The 11,857-nt window shown below is 33.7% G+C and carries 14 protein-coding genes; 10 read left to right on the top strand and 4 right to left on the bottom strand.

Annotated features, from left to right (window positions below; translation table 11 throughout):
- Both ABZA26_RS01645 and ABZA26_RS01640 read left to right on the top strand, forming a co-directional pair.
- On the top strand, positions 1-593 hold a 593-nt coding region (locus ABZA26_RS01645), incomplete at its 5' end, for an HAD hydrolase-like protein (RefSeq protein ID WP_372712778.1).
- Positions 594-616: 23 nt separating this feature from the next.
- On the top strand, positions 617-1,105 hold the full coding sequence (locus tag ABZA26_RS01640; protein WP_372712777.1) for an HD domain-containing protein: 489 nt from the start codon (positions 617-619) through the stop codon (positions 1,103-1,105).
- Between the two features lie 69 nt (positions 1,106-1,174).
- Here ABZA26_RS01640 and rraA read toward each other — a convergent pair whose 3' ends face one another.
- Positions 1,175-1,687, bottom strand: a complete 513-nt coding sequence (rraA, locus tag ABZA26_RS01635; protein WP_372712776.1) for a ribonuclease E activity regulator RraA — start codon at positions 1,685-1,687, stop codon at positions 1,175-1,177.
- Between the two features lie 207 nt (positions 1,688-1,894).
- Here rraA and ABZA26_RS01630 point away from each other — a divergent pair, with 207 nt between their 5' ends.
- The 6 genes from ABZA26_RS01630 to efp all read left to right on the top strand — a co-directional run bounded on the left by ABZA26_RS01630 (position 1,895) and on the right by efp (position 7,742).
- Positions 1,895-2,350, top strand: coding sequence for a MarR family winged helix-turn-helix transcriptional regulator (locus ABZA26_RS01630; protein WP_372712775.1), 456 nt, complete (start codon positions 1,895-1,897; stop codon positions 2,348-2,350).
- Positions 2,338-3,696, top strand: a complete 1,359-nt coding sequence (locus tag ABZA26_RS01625; protein WP_372712774.1) for an MATE family efflux transporter — start codon at positions 2,338-2,340, stop codon at positions 3,694-3,696. Before ABZA26_RS01630 ends, ABZA26_RS01625 begins: the two co-directional genes overlap by 13 nt.
- 187 nt (positions 3,697-3,883) lie before the next feature.
- Entirely contained in the window at positions 3,884-4,339 is a 456-nt protein-coding gene (locus tag ABZA26_RS01620; protein WP_372712773.1) for a MarR family winged helix-turn-helix transcriptional regulator, read from the top strand.
- Complete coding sequence (locus ABZA26_RS01615; protein WP_372712772.1) at positions 4,327-5,685, top strand: MATE family efflux transporter; 1,359 nt, start codon at positions 4,327-4,329, stop codon at positions 5,683-5,685. Before ABZA26_RS01620 ends, ABZA26_RS01615 begins: the two co-directional genes overlap by 13 nt.
- A gap of 174 nt (positions 5,686-5,859) precedes the next feature.
- The gene (gene earP, locus ABZA26_RS01610; RefSeq protein ID WP_372712771.1) at positions 5,860-7,053 is read left to right on the top strand and encodes an elongation factor P maturation arginine rhamnosyltransferase EarP; all 1,194 of its coding nucleotides are present in this window, start codon (positions 5,860-5,862) and stop codon (positions 7,051-7,053) included.
- Positions 7,054-7,175: 122 nt separating this feature from the next.
- The gene (efp, locus tag ABZA26_RS01605; protein WP_372712770.1) at positions 7,176-7,742 is read left to right on the top strand and encodes an elongation factor P; all 567 of its coding nucleotides are present in this window, start codon (positions 7,176-7,178) and stop codon (positions 7,740-7,742) included.
- Positions 7,743-7,911: 169 nt separating this feature from the next.
- Here the strand turns inward: efp and ABZA26_RS01600 are convergent, their stop codons facing one another.
- Together ABZA26_RS01600 and ABZA26_RS01595 are read right to left on the bottom strand one after the other, a co-directional pair.
- The gene (locus tag ABZA26_RS01600; RefSeq protein WP_372712769.1) at positions 7,912-8,250 is read right to left on the bottom strand and encodes a hypothetical protein; all 339 of its coding nucleotides are present in this window, start codon (positions 8,248-8,250) and stop codon (positions 7,912-7,914) included.
- Between the two features lie 651 nt (positions 8,251-8,901).
- Positions 8,902-9,240: a hypothetical protein gene (locus ABZA26_RS01595; RefSeq protein WP_372712768.1), complete on the bottom strand. Its 339-nt coding sequence runs from the start codon at positions 9,238-9,240 to the stop codon at positions 8,902-8,904.
- 480 nt (positions 9,241-9,720) lie between these two features.
- Here ABZA26_RS01595 and ygiD point away from each other — a divergent pair, with 480 nt between their 5' ends.
- A complete protein-coding gene (ygiD, locus tag ABZA26_RS01590; protein WP_372712767.1) occupies positions 9,721-10,503 on the top strand; it encodes a 4,5-DOPA dioxygenase extradiol in 783 nt (260 codons plus the stop codon).
- Between the two features lie 71 nt (positions 10,504-10,574).
- The gene (locus ABZA26_RS01585) at positions 10,575-11,489 is read left to right on the top strand and encodes a DMT family transporter (RefSeq protein WP_372712766.1); all 915 of its coding nucleotides are present in this window, start codon (positions 10,575-10,577) and stop codon (positions 11,487-11,489) included.
- 129 nt (positions 11,490-11,618) lie between these two features.
- Here ABZA26_RS01585 and ABZA26_RS01580 read toward each other — a convergent pair.
- Positions 11,619-11,857, bottom strand: a 239-nt coding sequence (locus tag ABZA26_RS01580; RefSeq protein WP_372712765.1) for an isocitrate/isopropylmalate family dehydrogenase, incomplete at its 5' end; no start/stop codon positions are given.

Below are 11,857 nucleotides of genomic sequence, written 5' to 3'. Positions count from 1 at the left end.
TGGGAATCACAAAATCTGTGAGCCATACCCTTTCTGAGATGGGGATAAACCCACCACCATTAGAAGAATTAGAACAGTTTATAGGGCCACCCCTTGTGGATTCCTTCAGGGGATACTATAAATTCTCTGAAAGTGATTCAGAAAAAGCTTTGAAAATATTCAGAGAATATTATGCAAAGAACGGTTTATACGAAAATATACCATTTCATAATATCAATACTCTTCTGTCTTCTTTAAAAGAAAAAGGGATAAAACTGGCAGTAGCTACATCTAAGCCACAGGTGTTTTCTGAAAAAATACTGGACCATTTTCTTCTGAGCCAATATTTTGATGTGGTCATAGGAAGCAGCCTGGATAATACTCTTTATCATAAAAACAAAATAATTTCTGAGACTTTAAAAAGATTTCCGGAAATTCCAAAGGACAGGGCTGTCATGGTGGGAGACAGAAAGTTTGATATAGAGGGAGCCAGGGAAAACGGCATAGCCGCTATAGGTGTGAACTATGGTTTTGCAGCTCCCGGAGAGATAGAGGCTGCTTCTCCAGACTATACCGCAAACGGTGTAGAGGATCTCTTTAAGATACTGTTATAAAATTTTACCGGAGGTTTTTTTACATGGAAATAAATGCAATTTTAAAACTGATGATCTCTTATTTCGAAATGGATGTGAGAAGGGTGAATCATGCCTTGAAAGTCCATAGTTTTGCAAAAAGTATAGGGGAATCAGAAAACTTGGACAGGGAAAAACAGAAAACACTGGAGATATCAGCCATTCTTCACGACATAGGCATAAAAATAAGTGAGAAAAAATACAACTCCTCTGGAGGAAAGTATCAGGAATTGGAGGGTCCAGGTGTAGCTAAAGAACTCATCAAAGATATTGACTTATCTGAAAAAATAAAGGAAAGAGTATATTACCTTATAGGTAATCATCACAGTTATGACAAGATAGATGAGCTTGATTTTCAGATACTTGTAGAGGCTGATTTCCTTGTAAATATATATGAGGACAATATGAATTCAGAGACTGCTGCAATTATTAAAAAGAAATATTTTAAAACAAAGGCAGGAAGAGATTATATCCATTCATTATACGGAGTGTAAAAAAATCAGTCTATACCGAAGTTATTCTCGGTATAGACTGATTTTTTCAATTAAAAACAGATTTTCATGTTACTTTACAAAATTAATATCAGAAAATTTTTCTTTGGCAAGGACAACACCGTCTTCGTCACAGTAAATATACGATCCATGGTCAATTTTGACTCCGGCAATCTCAAGAGTGTCTCCTATTGTCCCCTGGGATTTTTTGCTGCTCCTGAGAGGATAAGTTCCTAGTGCCAGTACCATCATAGGCATTGTTTTCAGCATATTGGTATCTCTCACAAAACCATCTACAACTATTCCGCCCCAGTTATTGTCTATGGCGAACTTGCAAAGGTTGTCTCCTACCACTGCACAAAAATTTCCTGTGACCTTTGCCACTGCAATACGACCATTTCCCGGAGTCTGAAGTAATGTCTTTAATGTAGAATTGTCTTCATCTAAGGAAACTGTCACAACCTCTCCGCTGCAACGTGTTTTCCCCCCGTAAGATTTTAAAGACATAGGCTGGAACACCTGGATATTTTCTCTGTGGAAATCACAAACTTCAGCCGTTCCATGAGTATCAAATTTTTCAGACATAATTCCCCCCTTTATAATAAATCATGAATATGCTTTAAAAAGCCTTCCCCTTTTAGCTCTTTGAAGTGTCCTACAATTCTATCAACTTTGTACTAAAAAAACAAGCTTAAAAAAAACTGAAAATTAGTTGACTACCCAACTATATTTTGGTATACTAACTTTATAACAAATTAGTATGCTTACCAACTAATTAAAGGGAGATGTTTTATGATAAAAGAACCTTTAGGAAAAACAGTTAAGTTTTTAAAGACTGAGATAAAAAGATTTTTGGATTTTCATCTCGATGAATACCAACTGGGGAATGGACAGTTTACCATTATTTTAGATGTGTGTAAAAACAGAGGGATAAGCCAGGATGTTCTCAGTAAAAATATTGGGGTAGATAAAACAACCATTGCCAAATCTGTGAAAAAGCTTGTAGAAAACGGTTATATCACAAAAGAAGAGGATGAAAAAGACAGGAGATCAAAAAAAATTTATCCCACTAAAAAGGCTGAAGATATTTTACCTAAACTCAAAAATTTAGACACTCTGGAAAAAGAAATATTTTCCCAGGGTATTACGCAAGATGAAATGGAGATATTTTTAAAAGTTTCAGGCCGTATAAAATCAAATATCAAATATTATTTAGAAGATGGAGGCGATTCAAATTGGAAAAAATAAAAAGATTAGGTGAAGAAAAAATAAGTAAACTCCTCATAGAATTTTCCCTGCCGGCAATAATTGCAACTCTTATATTTGCACTCTATAATGTGGTAGACAGAATGTTTATCGGGAAATTCCTGGGTCCATATGCTATGGCAGGAGTAAGCATCACCTTTCCTATATTTACAATTTATATAGCAGTGGCAATGCTGGTAGGCATAGGAGGGGGAAGTATAGTTTCTCTGAGACTGGGCCGGGGAAAAAAAGAAGAAGCAAACCATGTATTGGGAAATGTATTTACCCTCTATGGAGTATTCGGTATTGTGCTAATGATCATGGGTCACTTATTTATGGACAAACTGATGTTTATATTTGGAGCTACTGAAAATACAATCATGTATGCAAAAGGTTACATGTATATAATAAACTTTTTTGTTTTATTTGACTTTATAGCCATGGGGGTAAACACTCTCTTGAGGGCAGAGGGAAATCCAAAACTTTCCATGATAATAATGATTACAGGAGCTTTGACAAATGTATTTTTAGACTACATATTTATATGTGTCCTTGATTATGGAATAAAAGGAGCTGCCATGGCAACTGCCATTGCAAATATAGTTGGGTCGATAATGGTCTTATACCATTTTTTATATAGCAGCAAAAGCAATCTAAAATTAAAACTGAAACATCTCAAACCTGATTTTAAAATAATAAAAGAGATTTTCTCTATCGGAATATCGCCATTTACTCTTCAGTTAGCAAACAGCTTGGTGTCGGTTTTTGCCAACAGGGCCCTTTTGACATATGGAGGAGACATTGCCGTGGGTGCTATGGGAGCAATAAACAGTATCTTTATGTTTCTCGCGCTGACTCTTTCAGGAATAACTGAGGGAGCACAGCCTCTCATAGGATATAACTACGGGGCTCAAAAATATGACAGGGTAAAAAAGATATTAAATATGACCCTTATCTACGGGATATGCCTCGCATCTGTTTTAACGATCACTGTTATGATGAAACCAGCATTTTTTATAAATCTTTTTAATAATGGAAATTCTGAGCTTTTGGCAATAGGAGAAAACGGGATAAAGATTTATATGAGCTTGATAGTTTTCAATGCAATCTATGTTATAGGGGCTAATTATTTTCAGGCTGTGGGACAGGCCAATAAATCTCTATTTTTAAACATATTTAAACAACTAGTCCTTTTTATTCCAATGATTATTATTCTGCCAAAATATTTTGGGATAAACGGAGTATGGCTAGCTGCTCCTGTGAGTGATTTAATAGTATTTGCCACTACGGGATTTTTCCTGGTAAAAAACAACAGAAAGCTGAAAAATCTTTCATATCAGTACGTATAAAAATTAAGGCTTTTCTATGATGAAAAGCCTTTTTTTTTGTGGCTCTTTAAAGTGTTTTTAACTCTGCAGTTTTGTGCTAAAAAAACGAACTTAAAAAACTGAAATTAGTTGACTGACCAACTATAGTTTGTTATACTACAATGCAACAATTTAGCATGCTTACCAACTAATTGAAGGGAGATGTTTTATGATAAAAGAACCTTTAGGAAAAACAGTAAAATTTTTAAATATTGAGATAAGAAAATTTTTGGATTTTCATCTGGATGAATACCAACTGGGTAATGGACAGTTTATCATTATTTTAGATGTGTGCAGAAACAGAGGGATAAGCCAGGATGCTCTCAGTAAAAATATAGGGGTAGATAAAACAACCATTGCCAAATCCGTGAAAAAACTTGTAGAAAACGGTTATATCACAAAAGTAGAAGATGAAAATGACAGAAGGTCAAAAAAAATTTATCCCACTAAAAAGGCTGAAGATATTTTACCTAAACTCAAAAATTTAGACACTCTGGAAAAAGAAGTATTCTCCCAGGGTATTACTCAAGATGAAATGGAGATATTTTTAAAAGTTTCAGGCCGTATAAAATCAAATATCAAAGATTATTTAGAAAGTGGAGGAGATTCCAATTGGAAAAAATAAAAAGATTAGGCGAAGAAAAAATAAGTAAACTCCTCATAGAGTTTTCTGTACCTGCTATAATTTCTAGCCTTGTATTTGCTCTCTATAATGTAGTGGACAGGATGTTTATCGGAAAGTGTCTCGGTCCCTATGCCATGGCGGGGATTAGTATTACCTTTCCTATATTTACAATTTATATAGCAGTAGGGATGCTGGTAGGTCATGGAGGGGGAAGTATAGTTTCTCTCAGGCTGGGGCAGGGAAGAAAAGAGGAAGCAAACCATGTTCTGGGAAACGTATTTACCCTCTACGGAGTATTCAGTATCATGCTAATGATCATGGGTTACTTATTTATGGACAGACTGATGATTATATTTGGAGCTACTGAAAATACCATCATGTACGCAAAGGACTATCTGTATATTATAAATTTTTTGGTGCTATTTGACTTTATAGCCATGGGGGTAAATAATCTTCTGAGAGCAGAGGGAAATCCAAAGTTTTCAATGATAATAATGATTGCAGGAGCTTTGACAAATGTATTTTTAGATTTTATATTTATATTTGTACTTGATTATGGAATAAAAGGAGCTGCCATGGCAACTGCCATTGCAAATATAGTTGGATCGATAATGGTTTTATATCATTTCTTATACAGCGATAGAAGTAATATAAAATTGAAACTGAAATATTTAAAACCTGATTTTAAAATAATAAAAGAAATTTTCTCTATCGGAATATCACCATTTACCCTTCAGTTAGCAAACAGCTTGGTGGCGGTTTTTGCCAACAGGGCTCTTTTGAAATATGGAGGAGATATGGCTGTGGGAGCTATGGGAGCAATAAACAGTGTATTTATGTTTCTCATGATGACACTTTCGGGAATAATCCATGGGGCGCAGCCTTTATTGGGATACAACTATGGGGCTCAAAAATATGACAGAGTCAAAAAAATACTAAACACGGCCCTTGTCTATGGGGTGTTCATCTCTTCAATACTGACTATTATGATTATGATAGTGCCTGAATTTTTTATAAATCTATTTAACAACGGTAATGTGGAACTTTTGGAGATAGGAAAAAGCGGAATAAGAATTTTTATGGCCTTAGTTGTTTTAAATTCCATTTATGTTGTAGGAGCCAATTACTTCCAGGCTGTGGGACAGGCACATAAATCATTATTCTTAAATATATTCAAGCAGATAGGACTGTTTATTCCTCTGCTTATTATATTGCCAAAATATTTTGGTTTGAATGGTATTTGGTTTGCTGCTCCGGTGAGTGATGTAATAATATTTATGATTACAGGAATATTTTTACTAAAAAATAATAAAAAACTCAAAAAACTATCGGTTCAGTGTATATAGAAATGATAGCTATGTTTAAAAGCAGAGCTTATTTGAATCAGATTTACATTTCACTGTGATTTTATTAAAATCCTCTTGGATCAAAATTCATTTTTTAAATTAAGCTTACATATTTATCTGTCTTTTGTATAAATAAGAAAAACTGATATAATAAAGTAATCCGAAAGATTTACTTTGGAAAATTTAAATAGATGGCAGAGGGATGAGATGTTAGAAAGTATAGATATATTCTGTGATATAATAGATAATTTTGGTGATATAGGCTTTGTTTATAGGCTGGCTAAGGAGATAAAAAAGAAAGATGCAGAGCTAGAAGTAAGAGTTTTTTTCAATGACTCAGAAACTTTTTCAAAAATAAATAAAAAAATTAATATAAATGAAAAAATTCAGATTATAGAAGATATAACCTACTTTGATATGAAAAAAATGAGTGATGGGGACTATGTGAATGTTGGTAATGCTCAGGTGGCTATAGAAGCCTACGGATGTGAAATACCAAAAGCATACCTGGAAAATTCCTCTGAAGATCTGAAAATAGTAATAAATTTGGAATATCTCACAGCTGAGGAGTGGGCAAAAGAGTATCATCTTCAAAGTTCATATATAAATCTGAAAAATGTAAAAAAATATTTCTATATGCCTGGTTTTGAAAACTGGAGCGGAGGTCTTATTATAGGTGAGTATGAACCTTTGAAAAACAGATCAGATTTTTTTAACGAGGTAATTTCAGATCATTCAGAAAAGATTTTTTCCGGTGAATCTAAAGCCCTTGTAAAAGAAGATACTTTTGTAGGTACTGTTTTTTCTTATGAGTACAATTTTCAGAAGTTTTTGGATACCCTCGAAGGTTTTAAAAGAGAGGTTGTCCTCTTGGTTTTCGGTGAAATGAGTAAGGATGGAATGATCATCACAGAAAAGTTAAAAACCCTTAAAAATATAGGGGTAATATTCATGGATTATGTGGAGCAGGATCTCTATGATAAGATTTTGTACAACTCTGATTTTAATCTTGTCAGGGGAGAGGAAAGTTTTTCTAGGGCCATTGTTTCTGGAAAACCTTTTCTCTGGCATGCTTACTGCCAAGAAGAGAGAGAGCATATGAATAAAGTAGATGGGTTTCTCTCTTTTATAAAGGGTAAAATACCAGAAAAGATTTACGAAAATTATTCTGAAATAATGTATAATTACAATTCCAGGTCAGAAAATCATTATAATCTGGAAGAAGAAGACTTTTCAGGTTTTTTCAGTGAATATGAGAAGGAAAAAGAAGCTTTTGGATCAGTCTCAAATTACGTAAAAGAAAACGGAAATCTTGCAGATAAATTGTTGCGTTTTTTGAAAAAAAATCTTTCTGAAAATGGTTTTTAAAATCAAAAGCCTTGGTCTTTGAAAGACTGTTATTGCTGGTTTTTTTTAAACAAAATATTCACTTTGCCAATCTTTTAAGACTGTGATACAATATAGAAAAAGGAAATTAGGAGGACAGAACATTGAAAACAGCACAAGAAGTTTCATCTGGAAATATCATCAAAATAGGTGAAGAAGTATTTATAATTCAAAAGGCTACTTACAACAAATCAGGGAGAAACTCTGCAGTTGTAAAATTTAAAATGAAAAATCTTATTACAGGGCAGATAAAAGAAGAAGTTATGAAGGCATCGGATAAGCTTGATGACATCAGACTTGATAAAAAGACAATGCAATTCCTATATGAAGTTGGAGGAGACTACAACTTTATGGATCAAGAAAGTTTTGAGCAGATCGCCCTTACAGCTGACGATCTAGGAGATGCTACAAACTACCTGAAGGAAGAGATGTTCATAGACATCCTATTATATGAAGAGAGACCCGTAGGTGTAGAGCTTCCTAACTCTGTAGAGAGAGAAGTTACTTACACAGAGCCTGGATTAAGAGGAGATACTACTGGTAAGGTACTGAAGCCAGCTACTATCGAGACTGGGTATGAACTAAGTGTACCACTATTTGTAAATATCGGAGATATTATCAGAATTGATACAAGAAATGGTGAATATTTAGAGAGAGTAAATAATAAATAAAATAATTATTTAAATGAACAAGGCGTCTCTAAGGTGCCTTGTTTTGTATTTATTGAAGTAAATTTGATAAATATAATTTGAAATTTTTTAAAAAAACTTCAAAAAAAATAAAATCCCAGATAATTCTGAGATTTTATTTTTAGATTATTATTTTTTAATAAGCCAATAATTAGACTGCAACACCATCATAGACATAATGGTTTGTATCTTCTATAAGGTTCTTTATCTCCTGGAAAACTTCAGGTTCTTCAAATCTATAGATCTCTTCCTGTGCATCACAGTAGAGTCCTGAATCTAGGGCACCATCATAGATGTGGTGGTTTGTATCCTCTATAATATTTTTCATATCTTCAAAAACATCAACTGTTGATTCAAAGGTGTAAATTTCCTCAACTATTTCACTGTCCATACCAGAACCTGCACCATCATATACATAATGATTTGTATCCATTATTAATTCCTCATATTCGTAAAATACCTCGGCATCTAATTTGTTTAAGTCTTTCATAAAAATCCCTCCTACTTTGCGATTTCAGCATCAACCAGCTGGTTGACAGTTACAGCGCTACAAAAGCATAATGTTTTTTTTCATCATGCCAGTACTATTAGAAGTACTTTCTCCCGATTGTTTAGTTAAGATTGGCTATTTCCTCATATTTTTGAGTGTTCTCCAAAACCATGTAATGAGGTAATCTGTTGCACATCAACCACCCCCTGTAAAATATATACAAATCTTTTTTATTTATGTTGTTAATGTTGATGTAATTATTAATTTATTCTATATATGGATTATAACTTCTTTTGAAAATAAATGCAATTATATAATATATAGAAGAACCATATATGAAATATATGTTAATATAAAAAATTATAATTTTTGTCAATGTTTGGAGAGCATAATAATCTGAAAGCAGGAAAGTTTTGAGCAGATAGCTGTTACGGTTGACAATTTATGAAATACTTGAAGAAAGAGATATCCATTATGAAGTTCAACCTGGAGGTGTGGAATTAGTAAACAAGAAATAAAATATCTTTTCCAATGAGTAAGTAATCTTAGAGGCATTAAAAAATCTAATTTGAGATTTTCAAAAAAATAAAAAATCCCAGATAACTCTGAGATTTTATTCATATAATTTTTTTATTTTCAATAAACCAATAATTAGACTGCAACACCGTCATAGACATAATGGTTTGCATCTTCTATAAGGTCTTTTATCTCTTGAAAAGCTGCAGGTTCTTCAAATCTATAGATCTCTTCTTCTGCACTACAATAAAGTCCTGAGTCTGGTGCACCGTCATAAATGTGGTGGTTTGTATCCTCTATAAGGTTTTTTATATCTTCAAAAGCATCTGTTTTTGTTTCAAATCTATAGATCTCCTCAACTATTTCACAGTCCACACCAGAACCTGCACCGTCATATACATAGTGATTTGTATCCATTATTAATTCCTCATATTCGTAAAATACCTCAGTATCCATCATGTTTAAGTTTTTCATAAAAATCCCCCTCCTACTTTGCGATTTCAGCATCAACCATTTAGGTTGACAATTAAAGCGCTACAAATGCATAATGAGTTTTTCATTATGCCAGTACTTTTAGAAGTACTTTCTCCCGATTGTTTTTTTATTCACTCACATTTTTAAGTGTTCTTCAAATCCATGTGATGAGGTAATCTGTTGCACATCAACCACCCTCTGTAAAATATATATTTATTAATCTTTTTTTATTCATGTTGTTAATGCTGATATAATTATTAATTTATTCTATATATGGATTATAACTTCTTTTGAAGATAAATGCAATTATATAATATATAGTGTACACATATATAAAATATATGTAACTTGAGAAAATGATTGTTTTTGTTGATGTTTTGTGTGTGTTAATCTGAAATTAAATAATTTATTGGGTAAAATCAAGAGAAATCATATATAATATAAAAAGAAATTTAATGCATCTATGTTTGGAGGTACACGGTGAGAAAAAAACAACCTGTTTTATTTGTAGGTCACGGCAATCCAATGAATGCAATATCGGACAACAGCTTCACAAAGTCTCTGAAAAAAATATCTGAAAATATAGAGAAGCCGGAAGCTATTCTTGTGATATCAGCACACTGGCAGACAAAGGGCACGAGCATAACTTCTTCTGATGATCCCAGGCAAATATATGATTTTTATGGGTTCCCAGAGGAACTTTACAATGTGGTTTATCAGCCTGGCGGGAAAAAAGAGCTTGCAAAATATATAGCAGAAACTTTAAATAAAGAAAATATGACAGTTACAGGGGCTGATTACTGGGGTCTTGATCACGGTTCGTGGGCAGTACTGAAACATATCTATCCAGAGGGAGATATTCCGGTCTTACAGATGAGTCTCGATATGGGATTGAATGAATATTCTCACTATAATCTTGGGAAAAAACTGTCTTTTCTGAGAGATATGGGAGTACTGGTAATAGGAAGCGGTAATATCGTGCATAATCTCAGAGAGATGGGACATGAAACCTTAGCAAACCCACATACCTGGGCTGTGGAGTTTGACAGGTATATAGCAGATTCTATAAGAACTGGCAGTCACGAAAATCTTATATCTTATAAAAATTTCGGCAGGTGTGCCGAATTATCCCTTCCAACTGATGAGCATTATCTTCCTCTTCTGTATATTGCAGCCATGCAGGATAAGGGGGATAAGGTAGAGTTTTTATTTGACGAGATACATCATTCATCTCTCTCAATGAGATGCCTGAAGATAGGATAGGGGAAATAACTAAAGTTAATTTTCTTGGGATAGGAGTAATATAAGAGATAGAAATAATATAGGGGGCTAACATGAACAACAAGTACATAGGGTATATCATGGCATTCACAACAATATTCGTGTGGGGTACGACTTATGCAATTACCAAAAATTTATTAAATTATTTTTCGCCTTTGGAAGCACTTTTTTTAAGATTTTTAATAGCTTATCTCTTTTTAATGGTTATAAAACCGACGTTTAATTTTAAATTTAACTTTCAGGAGGAGAAACTGTTTTTGTTTCTGGGACTTACCGGAGGAATGCTTTACTTTTTAGTGGAAAATCTGGCACTGAAATATACCTCGGCTTCCAATGTGGGGCTTATAGTATCCTCTATACCAATATTTTCATCGATAATAGCTCACTTTACTACAGAGGATGAAAAATTTGATACCAACCTTCTTCTGGGATTTGCCCTGGCCATAACAGGGATATTCATCATACTTTACAATGGGAACAAGGTGCTAAAGCTTAATCCTATAGGGGATATCCTGGCGGTAGTATGCTCTATTATCTGGGCGGTGTACTCCAATCTTCTGAGAAAGGTGGATAAGAGTTATTCCGGAATAATCTTAGTGAGAAAGACCTTCTTTTACGGTTTGATTTTCATGCTGCCTGTACTTTATTTTTTTAAGGTAAAAATACATTTTGAATATCTGTTGAATAAGGATGTATCTTTCAGTATATTTTATCTCGCTCTTGTGGCGTCATCCATCTGTTTTATCATGTGGAGCAAAGCAATAAATATAATCGGGATAATAAAAACCACTAACTTTATTTATCTCATACCACTGGTTGCAATGATCTCTTCTATGATTATACTGGACGAAAAGATCACTCCGTTAATGGTTGTGGGAGGTCTTCTCATTTTAGGAGGAGTTCTTATAAATGACAAGAAAATATCTTTTCAAAAGATATTCAGGTCGAAAGCACCAACGACCCCATAGAAAAAATGATTTTCTAAATTGTTTCCATAGTAAGAACCAGCAAAGGCAAAAAAGAAAAGTTCCATGATGCTCTGTCTCAAAAGACGGAACACAGGGAACTTTTTAATATTAGTTTTCATAAAAATTTATTTAGCTTAAATTTTTATTTATAATATTGCAGATGATATCTCCCACCTGGCTTGTAGTACCTTTCCCACCCATATCCGGGGTAAGACTCTCTCTGCTTTCTAGAGAATCCTCTATACCTCTTATTACAGCATCTCCCAAAGACTCATGTCCCAGAAAATCCAGCATAATTTTTATGGTCCATATCATGGCTATTGGATTGGCAAGGCCTTTTCCTGCGATCTCTGGTGCAGAGCCGTGTA

Origin of the sequence: Ilyobacter sp. (genome assembly GCF_041583315.1) — a bacterium.
In the GTDB taxonomy this organism is placed as follows: domain Bacteria; phylum Fusobacteriota; class Fusobacteriia; order Fusobacteriales; family Fusobacteriaceae; genus Ilyobacter.
Note: the sequence above shows the minus strand (reverse complement) of the source record. Positions and strands in the feature narration are given on the sequence as shown.